Source organism: Pseudomonas sp. AAC (assembly GCF_000725445.1).
Classification (GTDB): domain Bacteria; phylum Pseudomonadota; class Gammaproteobacteria; order Pseudomonadales; family Pseudomonadaceae; genus Pseudomonas; species Pseudomonas citronellolis.
Window position 1 is genome coordinate 1 of sequence record NZ_KL647094.1, and the last position, 18473, is coordinate 18473.

An 18473-nucleotide genomic window follows, 5' to 3' on the forward strand; every position below is an offset into this window, starting at 1 on the left:
GAGAGGGGCGGCGTTGAACCGGCGCGCAGATGCCACCAGCCAGTTCGCGAGCAAGCTCGCTCCTACGAAAAAACAAATGCGCATTCGCTCTTGCTTTTGGACTTCCAGAGAAACCTCCGCGCACTCCGAAACGCCCCTTCAGAAGGCCGAGCGAAACCCGCGCTCAGGAGGTCATGCGACATGGATGTCGCGAGAGCCCCGATGGGCTACAGGGACGTACCCTCGGGGCGGGCCTCCGTGGCGGGGGAATTCGCGAGGGTAGCCCGGCTCCATCGGGCCCGTATGTCGGGGCAAGCCTTTTTGGTTCCTTTTGTGGCGTTTGACAAAAGGGACTCGCCCGAGGGGGCGAAACAAGACGGTCGGGCAAACCCGGAGCGGCGCAGAAACACCCAGGTCGAAGCAACCGGCTCCTACGGACCACAAGCCCCTCCATCCCCCCTGCAAAATGCGCGGCGCCTCCACCTGGGTCGTGCAACACGCCCGCATCACAACGCCATCAAACCCTCTCTTTACCCTTTCGAATCAACGACCTAGCACAGGCGCACCGCCTGGTACGGAGCCTGCTTTCCGCTCTTGCGCAATAGATAGACCGAAAGAATGGCTACCCCCATGCCCCGCCGGCCTACCCCGGCAGAAAATCGAAACTTCGCGCCGTGCGTTCCGGTCCCCCGGAAGAGGTCGCCCGCGAAGGCGACCACCCCATGCGGCCGGCAGGACTGCCCGGCCCACTGCAAAGAGGAAGCGGAAGATGCAAAACCTGCTGGCCGATGCGCGCCTGGAAGACCCCTGCCCACCCGAGCTGCCACCGTTTTCCCTCACGGCGGAAGTCGCGCCCAGGCGCCGCAGGCGGATCCTCTTCGTCACATCGGAGCTCACCGACTTCGTCAAGGCCGGCGGCCTGGGCGACGTTTCCGCGGCCCTGCCGCGGGCGCTGCTGGCCGAGCACGACATCCGCGTGCTGGTGCCCGGCTACCGCCAGGTGCTCAAGGGCGCGGTGGCCTGCAAGGTGGTCGGCCACCTGCCGGGGCTGGCGGCGCTGCCGCCCTGCGACATCGGCGAACTGCAGCTGGACGACGGCCTGCGCGTCTACGTGGTGATCTGCCCCGAACTCTACGACCGCGACGGCACCCCCTACGGCGACGAGGCCGGCAACGAATGGCCGGACAACCACATCCGCTTCGCCCGCCTGAGCCTGGCCGCCGCCGACCTGGCCGCAGGGCTGGCCACCCCCGGCTGGTGCCCCGAGCTGCTCCACGTCAACGACTGGCCCAGCGCCCTGGCCCCGGCCTACATGGCCTGGCGCGGCCAGGCCACGCCCAGCCTGCTGACCATCCACAACCTCGGCTACCAGGGCGCCTGCCCGCTGGGCTGCTGCGCCGAGCTGGGCCTGCCCGAGCACGCCGGGCTGCCGGAGAGCATGGAATTCTACGGCCGGCTGTCGTTCCTCAAGGCCGGCCTCAACCATGCCAGCCACATCACCACCGTCAGCGAGACCTACGCCCGCGAGATCACCGGCGAAACCTTCGGCTGCGGCCTGCAGGGCGTGCTCGCCCAGCGCCACCGCGAGGGCCGCCTCAGCGGCATCACCCACGGCATCGACGCCAGCTGGGACGCGCGCAGCGACCCGCACCTCGTCGCGCGCTTCGACGCCCGCCACCTGCAGGGCAAGCGGCGCAACGCCGAGTACGTCGAGCGCAGCTTCGGCCTGCTGCCCGGGCGCGGCCCGCTGTTCGCCGTGGTCTCGCGCCTGGTGCAGCAGAAAGGCATCGACCTGACCCTGGCCATCGCCGACCGCATGATCGAGGCCGGCGGCCGCCTGGTGGCGATCGGCCGCGGCGAGCCGCCGCTGGAGCAGGCCATGGCCCGGCTGGCCGAGCGCTACCCCGGCCGCGTGGGCGTGCGCATCGGCTTCGACGAAACCCAGGCGCGGCGCATCTACGCCGCCAGCGACTTCCTGCTGATGCCCTCGCGCTACGAACCCTGCGGGCTGAGCCAGATGTACGCCCAGCGCTTCGGCTCGCTGCCCATCGCCCGCTGCACCGGCGGCCTGGCCGACACCATCGTCGACGGCGTCACCGGCCTGCTGTTCCGCGAGGGCGACGCGGACAGCTACTTCGAAGCGGTGCAGCGCGCGCTGAACATCTACCGCTACCCCGAGCTGCTCAACGCCATGCGCTGCAAGGCCATGGAGGCCCCGCCCTACTGGAGCGAGGCGGCCCGTCCCTACACCCGGCTGTACCGCGACCTGCTCGCGGAGCTGCCCGCGAGCGTGCGCCGATGAGCCGCCAACTGCCCCGCGCCGGCGCCCTGCCGCAGCCCGACGGGCTGACGCGCTTCGCCCTCTGGGCGCCGGACGCGCGCCGGGTGGACCTGCAGCTGGGCGACGGCAGCCGCTTGCCCATGCAGGCCCTGGACGACGGCTGGTACAGCCTGGAAATCCCCTGCGCGGCCGGCAGCGCCTACCGCTTCTGCATCGACGAGCGCCTGTCGCTGGCCGACCCGGCCTCGCGGGCCCAGGCCGGCGGCGTGGAAGCCGACAGCCTGGTGCTCGACCACACCGCCTACGCCTGGCAGAGCCGCGAATGGCGCGGCCGGCCCTGGCACGAGACGGTGCTCTACGAACTGCACGTGGGCCTGTTCGACGGCTTCACCGCCCTGCTCGACTTCCTCCCGGGCCTGGTCGAGCTGGGCGTCACCGCCATCGAGCTGATGCCGCTGGGCGCCTTCCCCGGGCGCCGCAACTGGGGCTACGACGGCGTGCTGCCCTACGCCCCGGCCGCGGCCTACGGCACGCCGGAAAACCTCAAGCGGCTGATCGACCAGGCCCACCTGCTGGGCCTGATGGTCTTCGTCGACGTGGTCTACAACCACTTCGGCCCCCAGGGCAACTACCTGGGCGAGTACGCCTCGGGCTTCTTCGGCAAGCAGCCCACGCCCTGGGGCCACGCCATCGACTTCGCCCGCCCGGCGGTGCGCGAGTTCTTCATCGGCAACGCCGAGATGTGGGTGCGCGACTACCGCGTCGACGGCCTGCGCCTGGACGCCGTGCACGCCATCGCCGACAAGGATTTCCTGGTCGAGCTGGCCGGGCGCGCCCGCGCCGCCGCCCAGGGCCGCCACCTGCACCTGGTGCTGGAGAACGAGGACAACCAGGCGAGCCTGCTGCGCAAGGGCTTCGACGCCCAGTGGAACGACGACCTGCACCACGTGCTGCACCACCTGCTGACCGGCGAGCGCGAGGGCTACTACGCCGACTACGCCGAGGCCACCACCGCCAAGCTGTGCGCCTGCCTGGGCGAAGGCTTCGTCTTCCAGGGCCAGCGCGACCATCGCGGGCGGGCGCGCGGCGAGCCCAGCGCGGACCTCTCGCCGCTGGCCTTCGTGGCCTTCCTGCAGAACCACGACCAGGTCGGCAACCGCGCCCTGGGCGAGCGCCTGGTCGCCCTGAGCCGCCCCGAGCGCCTGCGCGTGGCGGTGGCCCTGGTGCTGCTGGCGCCCATGGTGCCGATGCTGTTCATGGGCGAGGAATGGGGCGAGCGCAACCCCTTCCTGTATTTCACCGACTACCAGGGCGAGCTGGCCAAGGCGGTCAGCGACGGGCGGCGCCAGGAGTTCGCCGCCTTCGGCCGCTTCTCCGGCGCCATCCCCGAGCCCAACGACTACGAGACCTTCGTCGCCTCGCGGCCGCGCCCGGAGCATGCCGACGGCAACTGGCGCGCCCACTACCGGCGCCTGCTGGAGCTGCGCCACGCCTGGCTCATCCCGCGCCTGGGCGGCACCCGCGCGCTGGGCGCGGTGCCCCTGGGCGAGGCGGCGGTCAGCGCGCGCTGGCGCCTGGGCGATGGCAGCCTGTGGCGCATCGAACTCAACCTGGGCGGCGAGCAAGTCTTCGTCGAAGCGCCGGCGGCGCAGGCGCAGATTCTCTTCTGCGAAGGCCAGGAAGTCGCCGACTACCGCGCCGGCCGGCTCGCCCCCGGCAGCCTGGCCCTGAGCCTGGAGGAAAGCCCATGAGCGATGCGCTGCTGCGCGACCTGGCCGGCGAAGTGGGCCTGAAGCCCGACTGGGTGGACGCCGACAACCGCCCGCAGCAGGCCGGCCCCGACGTGTTGCGCCAGGTGCTGGAGGCCCTGGGGCTGCCGGCGCAGAGCCCCGAACAGCTGCGCCAGAGCCTCGCCCTGGTGCGCCAGGAGCGCGCCGCGCCGCCGTCGCTGCTGACCCTCGACCAGGGCCGGCCGCTGCAGCTGGACCGCCTGGCCAGGCCCAACGAGGCCTTCCGGCTGATCCCCGAGCGCGGCGAAGACATCGAAGGACGCCTGGACGAAGCCACCGCCCTGCCCCCGCTGGCGCAATGCGGCTACTACCGCCTGCAACTGGCCGAGCGCGAGCTGAGCCTGGCCGTCGCCCCGCCGCGCTGCCCCCAGGTGCCGGAACTGTGCGGCGGGCGCCGGCGCGCCTGGGGCCTGGCGGCGCAGCTGTACGCCCTGCGCGAGCCCGGCGACGGCGGCCTGGGCGACCTCGCCGCGCTGGAGGCCCTGGCCCGCAGCGCCGCCGCCAAGGGCGCCGACGCCCTGGCCATCAGCCCGCTGCACGCCATGTTCGCCGCCGCCCGCCAGGCCTACAGCCCCTACTCGCCGTCCAGCCGGCTGTTCTTCAACGAACTGCACGCCGCGCCGCGCCAGGTGTTCGGCCAGGCCGCGGTGGACCGGGCCATCGCCGAGGCCGGGCTCGCCGGGGAACTGCACGAACTGGAAAGCCTGCCCCTGGTGGACTGGCCAGGCAGCGCCCGGGCCCGCGAACGCCTGCTGCGCCAGCTGCACGCCAGCTTCGCCCGGGCCGACGCCGGCCTGCGCCGCGACTTCCAGCGCTTCCGCCGCGACGGCGGCGAGGCCCTGCTGCAGCACTGCTGTTTCCAGGCCCTGCAACGCCGGCGCGACGAAGCCGGCGACGGCCTGGACTGGCGCCACTGGCCGGCGGCCTATGGCCGCCCGGAGGCCGAGGGCGTGCGCCGGTTCCTGCTCGAACAGCCGGAGGAAATCGACTTCCAGCAGTTCTGCCAGTGGCTGCTGGCGCGCAGCCTGCAACACACCCAACGGGCCGCGCGCGAGGCCGGCATGGGCATCGGCCTGATCGCCGACCTTGCGGTGGGCGCCGACCCGCGCGGCAGCCAGGCCTGGATGCGCCAGGACGAACTGCTGGCCGGGGTCAGCGTCGGCGCCCCGCCCGACGTGCTCAACCGCGCCGGGCAGAACTGGGGCATCTGCGCCTTCTCGCCCCACGGCCTGCGCCTGCACGGCTACCGCGCCTTCATCGAGATGCTGCGGGCCAACCTGCGCTACCCCGGCGGCCTGCGCATCGACCACGTGCTGGGGCTGCGCCGCCTCTGGGTGATCCCCGAGGGCGCGCCGCCGCAGGCCGGCGCCTACCTGGAATACCCGCTGGACGACCTGCTCCGGCTCATCTGCCTGGAAGCCTGGCAGGCGCGGGCGCTGATCGTCGGCGAAGACCTCGGCACCATTCCCGAGGGCCTGCGCGAGCGCCTCGCCGAACACGGCATCCTGGGCATGCGGGTGCTGCTCTTCGAACAGGCCGGCGGCCACTTCCACGCCGCGCGGCAGTGGTCCGCCGAGGCCCTGGCCACCACCAGCACCCACGACCTGCCGAGCCTCGAAGGCTGGCGCCAGGGCCACGACATCGACTGGCGCGAACGCCTGGGCCAGCGCAGCGGGGAGCAGGCCCGGCAGGACCGCGAGGAGCGCCAGCGCGAGGTCCAGGGCCTGGCCCGGGCGCTGGGCGAGGACGGCATCGGCGGCGAAGCGCTCGACGGCGCCATCGAGTTCGTCGGCCGCACCCCCGCGCCGCTGGTGCTGCTGCCCCTTGAGGACGCCCTGGGCAGCGTCGAGCAGCCCAACCTGCCCGGCCCCGGCGACGAACACCCGAACTGGCGCCGGCGCTACCCGGCGCAGGCCGGGCAGATGCTCGACATCCCCGCGGTGGACGCGCGCCTGCAGCGGCTGGACCAGGCGCGCCGGGAGGGCGAGCGATGAACGCCATACGCGCCACCCTGCGCCTGCAGTTCAACCGCGACTTCACCCTGGACGACGCCCTGCCCTGGCTGGACTACTTCGCCGAGCTGGGCATCAGCCACCTCTACGCCTCGCCGCTGCTCACCGCCCAGCCCGGCTCCGGCCACGGCTACGACGTGGTCGACCCCACCCGCATCAACCCCGAGCTGGGCGGCGAGGCGGCCCTGCGCCGGCTGGTCGGCGGCCTGCGCCTGCGCGGCATGGGGCTGATCGTCGACAGCGTGGCCAACCACATGCGCATCGGCCAGGCCAACCCCTGGTGGCAGGACGTGCTCAAGTGGGGCCTGGCCAGCCCCTACGCGCACTTCTTCGACATCCACTGGCGCAGCGACGACCCGCTGCTGGACCGCCAGGTGCTGCTGCCCTGCCTGGGCGGTGATTACCTCGACGAGCTGCAGGCCGGGCGCATCCGCCTGGGCTTCGCCGAGCACGCCGGCTGCTTCCAGCTGCACTATGGCGAGCACTGCTTCCCGGTGTGCCCGGCCAGCTACGGCATGATCCTGGTGCACGCCGAACAGGGCCCGCTGTACGAACTGGCGCCGCGCTTCGCCGAGCTGCGCGGCCCCCCCCAGGCCCGCGTGCTCGCCACAGCCCTGTGCCGGCGCCTGGCCGCGCTGCTGGGCGATGCGGCCCTGCGCGAACGCCTGCTGGGCTTCTACCGGGTGACCGAAGGCCAGGACTGGCGCCCCCTGCACCGCCTGCTGGAACACCAGCACTACCGCCTGGCCAACTGGCGGGTGGCGGCCGACGACATCAACTGGCGGCGCTTCTTCGACATCAACGAACTGGTCGGCCTGCGCGTGGAGCTGCCGGACGTGTTCGGCGCCTGCCACGCCTACCTCCTGCAACTGATGCGGGAAGGCCTGGTGGATGGCCTGCGCATCGACCACGTCGACGGCCTGGCCGACCCGCGCGGCTACTGCCGGCGCCTGCGCCGCGCCTTTTGCGACGGCGCCGCGCCGCTGTACGTGGAAAAGATCCTCGCCCCCGGCGAACACCTGCCGGCGGACTGGCAGGCGGACGGCACCAGCGGCTACGACTTCATGAACCAGGTGTCGCTGCTGCAGCACGACCCGCGCGGCGAAATCCCCCTGCGCGCGCTCTGGGAGCAGGCCAGTGGCCGCCGCCAGGGCTTCGACGAAGAGCGCCTGGCGGCCCGCGAATGGGTGCTGCGCGGCGCCTTCGCCGGCGACCTCGAAGGCATGGCCCAGCAGCTCTGGCAACTGGCGCGCACCGACCTGGCCAGCCGCGACCTGCCGCTGGGCTCCATCCGCCGCGCGCTGTTCCAGCTGCTGCGGGCCTTTCCGGTGTACCGCAGCTACGCCGGCGCCTGCGGCCGCTCCGCGCAGGACCGGCGCTACTTCGAACAGGCCCGCGCGCTGGCGGCCGAACGGCTGGACGAGCACGACCGCCGCACCCTGGCCTGGCTCGACCGGGTGCTGGGCGGCGAGCCGCTGCGCGCGGTGCCGCCCGGGCCGCTGCGGCAGAAGCGCCGGCAGGTGCTGGCGCGCTTCCAGCAGCTGACCCCGCCCATCGCCGCCAAGGCCCTGGAAGACACCGCCTGCTACCGCCACGCCGCGGCCCTGGGGCGCAACGACGTGGGCTTCGACCCGCAGCGCCTGGCGGCCCCGCCGGCGGACTTCCACGCCGCCTGCCAGGCGCGCCTGGCCCAGTTCCCCCGCGCCCTGCTGGCCACCGCCACCCACGACCACAAGCGCGGCGAGGACTGCCGCGCCCGCCTGGCCGCGCTGAGCGAGCGCGCGCCCTGGTTCGCCGAGCAGGTGGCGCAGTGGCGGCCCCTGGCCGCGACCCTGCGCCACCCCGAAACGCCCCACGCGCCCAGCGGCGGCGACGAACTGATCCTCTACCAGTGCCTGCTGGCCAGCTGGCCCCACGACCTGGCGGAAGACGACGCCGAGGGGCTGCGCGCCTACCACGCGCGCATCGCTCAATGGCAACTCAAGGCCCTGCGCGAAGCCAAGCTGGAAACCGACTGGAGCGCGCCGGTGCAGGCCTATGAAAGCGCCTGCGCGGACTTCCTCGACGCCCTGCTCCTGCAACCCGCCGGCCAGGCGCTGCGCCAGGCCATTGCCGCGGCGGCCCGGGCGCTGATGCCCGCCGGCGCCCTCAACGGCCTGGCGCAGTGCCTGCTGCGCTGCACCACCCCGGGCGTGCCGGACCTGTACCAGGGCTGCGAGTTCTGGGACTTCAGCCTGGTGGACCCGGACAACCGCCGCACGCCGGACTACGCCCGGCGCCAGGCCGCCCTGCAGGCGCAGCCGGACTGGCCGCAGCTGCTGCAGCACTGGCGCGACGGACGCATCAAGCAGGCCCTGCTGCGCCAGGCCCTGCAACTGCGCCGGCGCTGGCCGCAGCTGTTCAGCCAGGGCAGCTACCAGCCGCTCGAACTGCACGGCGAGCACGCCGATTGCCTTTTCGGCTTCCTGCGCAGCCAGGCCGGCCGGCACCTGCTGGTGCTGGTGCCGCGGCTGTGCGCGGGCCTGCTGGAAGACAGGCCGCAGGTGCCGCCCGAACGCTGGGGCGACACCCGAATGCGCCTGCCCGCCGAACTGGCCGGCCGCCAATGGCAGGGCCTGGCCGCCGGGCACCGGGACGACCACGGCGAACTGGCGGTGGCCGAAGTGCTGGGCGAACTGCCGGTCAACCTGCTGATCAGCGTCGACGAGCACCAGGAGGCAAGCCCATGAAGATCGACGAAGCGCGCGTCCGCGAACTGGCCCACCAGATATGGGAATCCGAGGGCCGCCCCGAAGGCCAGGCCGAGCGCCACTGGCGCATGGCCCGCAGCCTGGCCGAGGCCGAGCAGGCACAGCTCGCCCAGCGCGAGCCTCCTGGCGAACCGCCGGAGAAACCGGCGCTGCTGCAGAAACCGCCACGGCGCAAGGGCAAGCTGCCCGCCGCCGATCCCGAGCGCCCTGACGAGGGCTGATCCATGCATCCGCCCCGAACCACCGGCCAGCAGAGGAACCCCCCATGAGCAAACGCTCGCACTCGCGAGTCACCGAGGGTCGCCCCTTCCCCCTAGGCGCCACCTGGGACGGCCTGGGCGTCAACTTCGCCCTGTTCTCGGCCCATGCCACCCGCGTCGAACTGTGCCTGTTCGACGCCAGCGGCAAGCGCGAACTGGAACGCATCGAGCTGCCCGAGTACAGCGACGAGATCTGGCACGGCTACCTGCCCGACGCCCACCCCGGGCAGATCTACGGCTACCGCGTGCACGGCCCCTTCGAACCGGACGCCGGGCACCGTTTCAACCCCAACAAGCTGCTGATCGACCCCTACGCCCGCCAACTGGTGGGCCAGCTGCGCTGGTCCGAGGCGCTGTTCGGCTACACCATCGGCTCGGCCGACGCGGACCTGAGCTTCGACACCCGCGACAGCGCGCCCTTCGTGCCCAGGTGCAAGGTCATCGACCCGGCCTTCACCTGGGGCGAGCAGCAGTTCACCCGCATCCCCTGGGACGAGACGCTGATCTACGAGGCGCACCTGCGCGGCATCAGCATGCGCCACCCGGCGGTGCCCGAGCGCCTGCGCGGCACCTGCGCCGGGCTGATGAACGCCGAGCTGCTCGGGCACCTGCGCCACCTGGGCATCAGCAGCCTGGAACTGCTGCCGGTGCACGGCTTCGTCGACGACAAGCACCTGCTGGAAAAGGGCATGAGCAACTACTGGGGCTACAACAGCATCGCCTTCTTCGCGCCCCACGCCCGCTACCTGGCCAGCGGCCATGTCAACGAGTTCAAGGAGATGGTCGCGCACCTGCACGACGCCGGCATCGAGCTGATCCTAGACGTGGTCTACAACCACACCGCCGAGGGCAACGAACTGGGCCCGACGCTGAGCATGCGCGGCATCGACAACGTCTCCTACTACCGCCTGCAGGCCGACGACCGGCGCTACTACGTCAACGACTCCGGCACCGGCAACACCCTCGACCTCAGCCACCCCTGCGTGCTGCAGATGGTCACCGACTCGCTGCGCTACTGGGCCACGGAAATGCGCGTGGACGGCTTCCGCTTCGACCTGGCCTCCATCCTCGGCCGCTACGCCGAAGGCTTCGACGAGCGCCACAGCTTCCTGGTGGCCTGCCGCCAGGATCCGGTGCTCAGCCACCGCAAGCTGATCGCCGAACCCTGGGACTGCGGCCCCGGCGGCTACCAGGTGGGCCGCTTCCCGCCCGGCTGGGTGGAGTGGAACGACCGCTTCCGCGACACCGTGCGCAGCTACTGGCGCGGCGACGAGGGCCAACTGCCGGACCTGGCGCGGCGCCTCACCGCCTCCGGCGACCTGTACAACCACCGCGGCCGGCGGCCCTACGCCTCGGTCAACTTCATCACCGCCCATGACGGCTTCACCCTGCGCGACGTGGTGTCCTACGACCACAAGCACAACGAGGCCAACGGCGAGGACAACCGCGACGGCCACGACAACAACCGCTCCTGGAACCACGGCGAGGAAGGCCCCACGGGCGATGCGGCGATCCGCCGGCTGCGCCTGCGGCAGATGTGCAACCTGATGGCCACCCTGCTGCTGTCCCAGGGCACCCCCATGCTGCTGGCCGGCGACGAGTTCAGCCGCACCCAGCAGGGCAACAACAACGTCTACTGCCAGGACAACGAACTGGGCTGGATCGACTGGAACCTCGACGACGAGGGCCGCCAGCTGCTGGCCTTCACCCGCTACCTGATCCGCCTGCGGCGGCGCTACCCGATCCTGCGCCGCGGGCGCTTCCTGGTCGGCGAGTACAACGCCGAGCTGGGGGTGAAGGACGTGACCTGGCTGGCCCCCGACGGCCGCGAGATGACCCAGGAGGACTGGGAAACGCCCCAGGCCCGCTGCCTGGGCATGCTCCTCGACGGCCGCGCGCAGCCCACCGGCATCCGCCGCAGCGGCGCCGATGCCACCCTGCTGCTGTTGCTCAATGCCCACCATGAGGCGCTGCAGTTCCAGCTGCCCGGCGTGGCCCAGGGGCGCGACTGGCAGTGCCTGCTGGACACCATGGCCGATCCGCCGGCGCTGGACGACGGGCTGGTGCACGGGTTCGATGCGGCCTTCGAGATGGGGGCGAGGTCGTTGGCGTTGTTCGTGTTGCGCAAGGATGGGGATGGCTGAAGGAGCCGCGAGGGCTCTCCTGCCCCTCGTAGGAGCGAGCTTGCTCGCGAACCTTTACCGTCCACTCCTCGTCATTCCCGCGAACGCGGAACCCAGTGGCTTGGGGGCTCGGTGTAGCGCGCCGCTCCGAGTGCGTTGATGTTTCTTGTTTCGCCCCCTCGGGCGAGTCCCTTTTGTCAAACGGTGGAAGGCCACCCCCGCAAAAAGGAACCAAAAAGGCTTGCCCCGCCATACGGGCCCGATGGAGCCGGGCTACCCTCGCGAACTCCCCGCCACGGAGGCCCGAACTAGGCGTCCCCCCCCGAGCGTACGTCCCTGTAGCCCATCGGGGCTCTCGCGACATCCATGTCGCATGACCTCCTGAGCGCCGGTTTCGCTCGGCCTGCTGAAGGGGCGTTCCGGTGCGCTCGGCTATTTCTCTGGAAGTCCGAATCGCGGACAAGGTCCGCTCCTACGATTCCAGGAAGCACAGCTTTTCGTAGGATGGCGTTGAGCGAAGCGATACCCATCGCCACGACCGCATGGGTTTCGCCAAGGCTCAACCCATCCTACGAAAAGCGCCTCGGCGCAGCCTGAAAGACAGTTGCTCCTACGGTTACAGGGAAGTTCGGGCGTAGGAGCGGACCTTGTCCGCGATTGGATTCACCGGCCACGCCGGACACCCCGGTGGCACGAATGGCCCCCTCTCCCGCTTGCGGGAGAGGGCTGGGGAGAGGGTGCTCTTGACCCCGGCACCTACCTCCCCGACAAACACACCCGTAGGATGGGTTGAGCGAAGCGATACCCATCACCACGGCAGCATGGGTTTCGCAAGCTCAACCCATCCTACGAAAAGCGCCTCGGCGCAGCCTGAAAGACAGTTGCTCCTACGGTTACAGGGAAGTTCGGGCGGAGGAGCGGACCTTGCCCGCGATTGGATTCACCGGCCACGCCGGACACCCCGGTGGCACGAATGGCCCCCTCTCCCGCTTGCGGGAGAGGGCTGGGGAGAGGGTGCTCTTGACCCCGGCACCTACCTCCCCGACAAACACACCCGTAGGATGGGTTGAGCGAAGCGATACCCATCACCACGGCAGCATGGGTTTCGCAAGCTCAACCCATCCTACGAAAAGCACTTCGCAAGACACGCCGCGATTGGACTCGCAGGCTGACGCTGCGTAATCCGCCCATTCCACCCCGCCCCCAAACAATCCATGAAATCCACCTGAACGGTGCCCCCACCGCCCAGTCGGAAGCTATAGGCGTCCGCGAAGGCGCCCCAACCGCAACCGCTACGGAGGACAGCATGAAAATCAGCGAAATCATGACGCGCAACGTCCAGACCACCGCCCCCGACACCCCGCTGCACCAGGCGGCCGCGGCCATGGCGCGGATCGACAGCGGCGCGCTGCTGGTCAACGACGGCGACCGCCTGGTGGGCATGGTCACCGACCGCGACATCGTCATCCGCGCGGTGGCCGCCGGCCTGGGCGTGGATACCCCGGTGTCGCGGGTGATGAGCGGCGACATCCACTACTGCTTCGAGGACGAGGACGTGCAGCACGTGGCCAGCAACATGGCGCAGATCCAGATGCGCCGGCTGCCGGTGCTCAGCCGCGAGAAGCGCCTGGTGGGCGTGGTCTCCCTCGGCAACATCGCCGCCTGCCGCGATGCCAAGGCCAGCGACACCGTGCTGCGCGGCGTGGCCCAGGCCCACTGAGCTTCCCCTGGCCACGGCGCCGCCCGGGCCGTGGCCGGCCGGATAGCGGGGAGAACGACATGAAAGCTGTGGTATTCCACGATGTCGGCGACATCCGCCTGGACGAGGTCCCGGAGCCGACGCTGCGCCAGCCCAACGACGCCATCGTGCGCCTCACCGCCTCGGCGATCTGCGGCACCGACCTGCACTTCGTGCGCGGCAGCGTGGGCGGCATGAAGCCCGGCACCATCCTCGGCCACGAAGGCGTGGGCATAGTCGAGGAGCTGGGCGACGAGGTGCGCAACCTGCAGGTGGGCGACCGGGTGGTGATCCCCTCCACCATCGCCTGCGGCAACTGCGTGTACTGCCGCGCCGGCTACTACGCCCAGTGCGACCTCGCTAACCCCGGCGGCCAGCGCGCCGGCACCGCCTTCTTCGGCGGCCCCGAGGCCAACGGCGCCTTCCACGGGCTGCAGGCCGAGAAGGCGCGCATCCCCTACGCCAACATCGGGCTGATCCGCCTGCCCTCGCAGATCGGCGACGACCAGGCGATCCTGCTCTCGGACATCTTCCCCACCGGCTGGTTCGGCGCCGAGCTGGCCGAGGTGGGCATCGGCGACACCGTGGCGGTGTTCGGCTGCGGCCCGGTGGGCCAGTTCGCCATCGCCAGCGCGCTGCTCAAGGGCGCCGCGCGGGTGTTCGCCGTCGACCGCCACCCCGACCGCCTGCACATGGCCCGCCAGCAGGGCGCGGAGGTCATCGACTTCGAACGCGAGGACCCGGTGCAGGCGCTGCTCTGGCTCACCGACGGCATCGGCGTGGACCGCGCCATCGACGCCGTCGGGGTGGACGCCGAGCGCAGCCACGGCGAAGTCACCCCGGCCCCCGGCGCAGGCCACGAGACGCCCTGGACGCCGGGCAACGCGCCGGCCCAGGTGCTCGACTGGGCGGTGGCCGGGCTGGCCAAGGCCGGCACCCTGGGCATCATCGGCGTATACGGGCCGGACTCGCGGACCTTCCCCATCGGCGTGGCGATGAACCGCAACCTGACGCTGAAGATGGGCAACTGCCACCACCGCAAGTACATCCCGCAACTGATCGAACTGGTGCTCAGCGGGCGCATCGACCCGGCCAAGGTGCTCACCCAGGTCAAGCCCATCAGCGACGCCATCGCCGCCTTCGAGGCCTTCGAGGCCTTCGACCAGCGCCAGACCGGCTGGGTGAAGGTGGAGCTGCAGCCGCAGCGCCAACATGCCGCCGAGGGCGACGAGGAACACGTCCGCCCGCCGGCGCCGCCCGCCGCGGAGTGACGCCATGGGTACGGACGGCCTGTACATCGGTATTTCCGGCTGGCGCTACGTTCCCTGGCGCGGCGAGTTCTACCCCAAGGGCCTGCCCCAGCGCGAGGAGCTGCGCTACGCCGCCCATGCCTTCGCCAGCATCGAGCTGAACGGCTCCTTCTACGGCCTGCAGACGCCCGGCCGCTACCGCCAGTGGAAGGCGCAGACACCCGCGGGCTTTCGCTTCAGCGTCAAGGGCCCGCGCTTCGTCACCCACCTGCGGCGCCTGCGCGAGCCGCAGCAGGGGCTGGCCAACTTCTTCGCCTCCGGCCCGCTGGAGCTGGACGACAAGCTCGGCGCCTTCCTCTGGCAGCTGCCACCCAGCCTGGCCTACGACGGCGAGCTGCTGGAGGCCTTCCTCGCCCTGCTGCCACGCGACAGCCATGCGGCGGCCGAACTGGCCGGTTCGGCGGACGCGCGCCTGCGCCACGACGCGCCGTCGCCCAGCCGGCGCTTCGCCCTGCGCCATGCCCTGGAGGTGCGCCACAAGAGCTTCTGCAGCGCCGAATTCACCGACCAGTTGCGCCGGCACGGCGTGGCCCTGGTGATGGCCGACGCGCCCTCGAAGTGGCCCTACGCCGAGGACCTCACCGCCCCGGATTTCACCTACCTGCGCCTGCACGGCGCCGAGCAGCTGTACGCCAGCGGCTATGGCGAGGCGGCGCTGCGCCGCTGGAGCGAGCGCATCCGCCTGTGGCGCAACGGCCTGCAGCCCGCCGACGCCGAGCTGATCGACGCGGACAAGCGCGGCGACCGCCGGCACCGCGAGCTGTACTGCTATTTCGACAACGACATCAAGGTGCGCGCGCCCTTCGATGCCTTCCGCCTCATGCAGCTGCTCGACGTGCGCCTACCGCAGCAGCAGGTGCCGGGCGAACCGGCGGAGGACTGGACATGAACCAGCCGGCCAATACCGGCGCCGGCCCGGCGCTGGCCAGCGGCCCGTCGCTGCGGGTGCTGACGGTGAACACCCACAAGGGCTTCAACGCCTTCAACCGCCGCTTCATCCTCCACGAACTGCGCGAGGCGGTGCGCGGCACCGCGGCCGACCTGGTGTTCCTCCAGGAGGTACATGGCGAGCACCAGTTGCACGCCGGGCGCCACCCCGGCTGGCCGGCCAAGCCGCACTACGAATTCCTCGCCGACAGCATGTGGCCGGCCTTCGCCTACGGGCGCAATGCGGTGTACCCCGAGGGCCACCACGGCAATGCCCTGCTCTCGCGCTACCCGATCATCAGCCACGACAACCACGACATCTCCATCGCCGGCAACGAGGAGCGCGGCCTGCTGCACGCCTGCATCGACCTGCCGGGCAGCGCCCCGCTGCATGCCGTGTGCGTGCACCTGGGCCTGCGCGAGGCGCAGCGGCGGCAGCAACTGGCGCTGCTCTGCCGCCTGCTGGAAGGCTTCCCCGCCCAGGCGCCGCTGATCGTCGCCGGCGACTTCAACGACTGGCGCTGCCAGGCCGGCGCCCTGCTCGCCGGTTGCGGGCTGGAGCCGGCCTTCGCCGACAAGGCCGGCGCGCCGCGCAGCTTCCCGGCGCGCTGGCCGCTGCTGCGCCTGGACCGCATCTACCTGCGCAACCTGCGGGTGCGCAGCAGCCAGGTGCTGGGCAGCCGCCCCTGGCCGCACCTGTCCGACCATCTGCCGCTGCTCGCCGAGGTGAGCCCATGAACGAGCGCTGGCACGCGGGCAACCGCATCGAACTGCTGGTCAACGGCGAGGCCTTCTACCCGCGGGTGTTCGAGGCCATCGCCCGGGCCCGGCGCGAGGTGCTGCTGGAAACCTTCATCATCTACGAGGACAAGGTCGGCCTGGCCCTGCGCAAGGCGCTGCTGGCGGCGGCCCGGCGCGGCGTGCGCGTGGAGCTGATCGTCGACGGCTACGGCACCGCCGACCTGGGCCGGGACTACGTGCGCAGCCTGCTGGAGGCCGGGGTGCGCCTGCACCTGTTCGACCCGCGCCCGCGCCTGCTGGGCCTGCGCACCAACCTGTTCCGCCGCCTGCACCGCAAGCTACTGGTGGTGGACGGCGGCACCGCCTTCGTCGGCGGCATCAACTTCAGCGCCGACCACCTGGCCGACTTCGGCGCCATGGCCAAACAGGACTACGCGGTGCAGGTGCAGGGCCCGGTGGCCCGGGACATCCGCCAGGCCAGCCTGGCCCTGCTGCACGAGTACGGCAGCGCGCCGGCTTGGGTGCCGCCCAGCCTGCCGCCGCTGGCCGGCCAGGCCCGCGCCTGCCTGGTGTTGCGCGACAACGGCCCCCGCAGCACGGCCATCGAGCAGCACTACCTGGCGGCGATCCAGGGCGCGCGGCGGCGGCTGACCATCGCCAACGCCTACTTCTTCCCCGGCTACCGCCTGCTGCGGGCGCTGCGCCAGGCCGCGCAGCGCGGGGTGAAGGTGCGCCTGATCCTCCAGGGCCTGCCGGACATGCCGCTGGTGCGCCTGTGCAGCAAGCTGCTCTACGACACCCTGCTGCGCGACGGCGTGGAGATCTACGAGTACTGCGACCGCCCGCTGCACGGCAAGGTGGCGGTGGCCGACGGGCGCTGGGCCACGGTGGGGTCGAGCAACCTGGACCCGCTGAGCCTGTCGCTGAACCTGGAAGGCAACCTGATGATCGACGACGCGCGCTTCGCCGACGAACTGCAGGCGCACCTGGACGCCCTGGCCCGCGACAACTGCCGGCGCATCACCCGCAAGGTGGCGCGCCGCGGCTACTGGTGGCGCGCGCCCCTGGTGTTCCTCAGCTTCCACTTCCTGCGGCATTTCCCGGCCATCGCCGGGCAGCTGCCGGCGCACCGCCAGCGCCTGCGCTCGCCGCGGGGCCTGGAAGGCGAACCGGCGGCGGACGCCCCGCGGGTGCGCCCATGAACGCCGCCGCGCCACGGGAGAAGCACAGGCGCGCCTGGAAGCTGGCCCGGCGCGGCTTCTCCATCGCCCTGCTGGCGCTGCTGCCGGTGCTGCTGTTCCTGCTGATCCGCGCCACCGACTGGGGGGAAGTATTCCACCTGCTCAGCGAGTACCGCGCCACCACCCTGCTCCTGGGCCTGGGCATCAGCCTGGCCAGCTACGCGGTGTTCAGCAGCTTCGACGTGCTCAGCCGCTACTACATCGGCCACCCGCTGCCGGTGCGGCGGGTGTTCACCGTGGCCTTCGTGTGCAACGCCTTCAACCTCAACCTCAGCTCCTGGGTCGGCGGCGTGGCCCTGCGCTACCGCCTGTACGGCCGCCTGGGCATGAGCGCGGCGGATATTACCCGCATCCTCAGCTTCAGCCTGGTGACCAACTGGTACGGCTACCTGCTGCTGGCCGGCGCGCTGTTCGCCAGCGGCTACCCCGACCTGCCGGACGACTGGTCGGTGGGGCGCAACGGCCTGCGCCTGATCGGCGCGCTGCTGCTGGCCCTGGGCGTGGCCTACCCCCTGGCCTGCCGCTACGCCCGGCGCCGCGCCTGGGGCTGGCGGCAGTTCAGCCTGGCCCTGCCGAGCTGGCGCCTGGCGCTGCTGCAGGGCGCCATGGGGGCGGCCAACTGGTCGCTGATGGCGCTGCTGGTGAGCGTGCTGCTGCCGGACAAGGCCAGCTACACCGAGGTGCTGGCCACCCTGCTGATCAGCAGCATCGCCGGGGTGGTGCTGCACGTGCCGGCGGGCCTGGGCGTGCTGGAGGCGGTGTTCATCGCCATCCTCCACGACCACCTGGGCCGCGGGCCCCTGCTGGCGGCGCTGATCGGTTACCGGGTGCTGTACTTCCTGGTGCCGCTGTTCCTGGCCTGCCTGGTCTACCTGTGGCTGGAACGCCGGGCGCGGCGTCTGCGCCGCCGGCAACGGCGCCTGGCGCGGGCGGGTTGATGGGTATCGCTTCGCTCAACGCCATCCTACGAGGGAATGCCGTGCCTCGCGCAAACCCGTAGGAGCGGGCCCTGCCCGCGAATCGCGCGCAGGGCGCGCTCCTACAGGAGAATGGCGCAGGTGGCGCAGCGTAGGAGCGGATCTTATCCGCGAACCACGCCGGAACGTCCGGCTATCGCGGATAAATCCGCCAGGACATGCCGTGCCTCGTGCAAACCTGTAGCGGGCCCTGCCCGCGATTCGCGCGCAGGGCCCGCTCCTACAAGGGAATGGCGCAGGTGGCGCAGCGTAGGAGCGGATCTTATCCGCGAACCGCGCCGGGGCGTCCGGCTATCGCGGATAAATCCGCTCCTACAAGGGCATGCCGTGCCTCGTGCAAACCT

12 protein-coding genes are annotated in these 18473 nt (G+C 71.4%); all 12 read left to right on the plus strand.

The window, feature by feature from the left end; translation table 11 throughout:
• Window positions 1-748: 748 nt before the first annotated feature.
• On the plus strand, window positions 749-2281 hold the full coding sequence (gene glgA / locus FG99_RS00005; RefSeq protein WP_043266414.1) for a glycogen synthase GlgA: 1533 nt from the start codon (window positions 749-751) through the stop codon (window positions 2279-2281).
• Window positions 2278-4011 (plus strand): malto-oligosyltrehalose trehalohydrolase, encoded by a 1734-nt coding sequence (gene treZ / locus FG99_RS00010; protein WP_043266415.1) that lies wholly within the window; start codon window positions 2278-2280, stop codon window positions 4009-4011. Before glgA ends, treZ begins: the two co-directional genes overlap by 4 nt.
• The gene (gene malQ, locus FG99_RS00015; protein ID WP_043266417.1) at window positions 4008-6044 is read left to right on the plus strand and encodes a 4-alpha-glucanotransferase; all 2037 of its coding nucleotides are present in this window, start codon (window positions 4008-4010) and stop codon (window positions 6042-6044) included. The genes treZ and malQ overlap by 4 nt, the downstream gene beginning before the upstream one ends.
• Entirely contained in the window at window positions 6041-8791 is a 2751-nt protein-coding gene (treY, locus tag FG99_RS00020) for a malto-oligosyltrehalose synthase (protein WP_043266419.1), read from the plus strand. The genes malQ and treY overlap by 4 nt, the downstream gene beginning before the upstream one ends.
• Window positions 8788-9033 (plus strand): DUF2934 domain-containing protein, encoded by a 246-nt coding sequence (locus FG99_RS00025; protein ID WP_009619832.1) that lies wholly within the window; start codon window positions 8788-8790, stop codon window positions 9031-9033. The genes treY and FG99_RS00025 overlap by 4 nt, the downstream gene beginning before the upstream one ends.
• Window positions 9034-9077: 44 nt before the next feature.
• Window positions 9078-11216, plus strand: a complete 2139-nt coding sequence (gene glgX / locus FG99_RS00030) for a glycogen debranching protein GlgX (protein WP_043266422.1) — start codon at window positions 9078-9080, stop codon at window positions 11214-11216.
• Window positions 11217-12501: 1285 nt separating this feature from the next.
• Window positions 12502-12915 carry a CBS domain-containing protein gene (locus FG99_RS00035; protein WP_043266424.1) on the plus strand — a complete coding sequence of 138 codons (414 nt, stop codon included), beginning with the start codon at window positions 12502-12504 and terminating at the stop codon, window positions 12913-12915.
• Window positions 12916-12974: 59 nt separating this feature from the next.
• Window positions 12975-14204, plus strand: coding sequence for a zinc-dependent alcohol dehydrogenase (locus tag FG99_RS00040; protein WP_043266425.1), 1230 nt, complete (start codon window positions 12975-12977; stop codon window positions 14202-14204).
• A gap of 4 nt (window positions 14205-14208) precedes the next feature.
• Entirely contained in the window at window positions 14209-15132 is a 924-nt protein-coding gene (locus FG99_RS00045; protein ID WP_043266428.1) for a DUF72 domain-containing protein, read from the plus strand.
• Entirely contained in the window at window positions 15129-15908 is a 780-nt protein-coding gene (locus FG99_RS00050) for an endonuclease/exonuclease/phosphatase family protein (RefSeq protein WP_051878262.1), read from the plus strand. Before FG99_RS00045 ends, FG99_RS00050 begins: the two co-directional genes overlap by 4 nt.
• A complete protein-coding gene (gene clsB, locus FG99_RS00055; protein ID WP_043266430.1) occupies window positions 15905-17113 on the plus strand; it encodes a cardiolipin synthase ClsB in 1209 nt (402 codons plus the stop codon). The genes FG99_RS00050 and clsB overlap by 4 nt, the downstream gene beginning before the upstream one ends.
• A complete protein-coding gene (locus FG99_RS00060; protein WP_043266432.1) occupies window positions 17110-18090 on the plus strand; it encodes a lysylphosphatidylglycerol synthase domain-containing protein in 981 nt (326 codons plus the stop codon). The genes clsB and FG99_RS00060 overlap by 4 nt, the downstream gene beginning before the upstream one ends.
• The last annotated feature ends 383 nt before the right edge of the window (window positions 18091-18473 follow it).

Bases quoted from the DNA above. Each gene is read 5' to 3' on its own strand.
- treZ (WP_043266415.1), top strand. From the start codon at position 2,278: ATGAGCCGCCAACTGCCCCGCGCCGGCGCCCTGCCGCAGCCCGACGGG.
- FG99_RS00035 (WP_043266424.1), top strand. From the start codon at position 12,502: ATGAAAATCAGCGAAATCATGACGCGCAACGTCCAGACCACCGCCCCC.
- FG99_RS00045 (WP_043266428.1), top strand. From the start codon at position 14,209: ATGGGTACGGACGGCCTGTACATCGGTATTTCCGGCTGGCGCTACGTT.
- FG99_RS00060 (WP_043266432.1), top strand. From the start codon at position 17,110: ATGAACGCCGCCGCGCCACGGGAGAAGCACAGGCGCGCCTGGAAGCTG.
- glgX (WP_043266422.1), top strand. From the start codon at position 9,078: ATGAGCAAACGCTCGCACTCGCGAGTCACCGAGGGTCGCCCCTTCCCC.
- FG99_RS00040 (WP_043266425.1), top strand. From the start codon at position 12,975: ATGAAAGCTGTGGTATTCCACGATGTCGGCGACATCCGCCTGGACGAG.
- glgA (WP_043266414.1), top strand. From the start codon at position 749: ATGCAAAACCTGCTGGCCGATGCGCGCCTGGAAGACCCCTGCCCACCC.
- clsB (WP_043266430.1), top strand. From the start codon at position 15,905: ATGAACGAGCGCTGGCACGCGGGCAACCGCATCGAACTGCTGGTCAAC.
- FG99_RS00050 (WP_051878262.1), top strand. From the start codon at position 15,129: ATGAACCAGCCGGCCAATACCGGCGCCGGCCCGGCGCTGGCCAGCGGC.
- treY (WP_043266419.1), top strand. From the start codon at position 6,041: ATGAACGCCATACGCGCCACCCTGCGCCTGCAGTTCAACCGCGACTTC.
- malQ (WP_043266417.1), top strand. From the start codon at position 4,008: ATGAGCGATGCGCTGCTGCGCGACCTGGCCGGCGAAGTGGGCCTGAAG.
- FG99_RS00025 (WP_009619832.1), top strand. From the start codon at position 8,788: ATGAAGATCGACGAAGCGCGCGTCCGCGAACTGGCCCACCAGATATGG.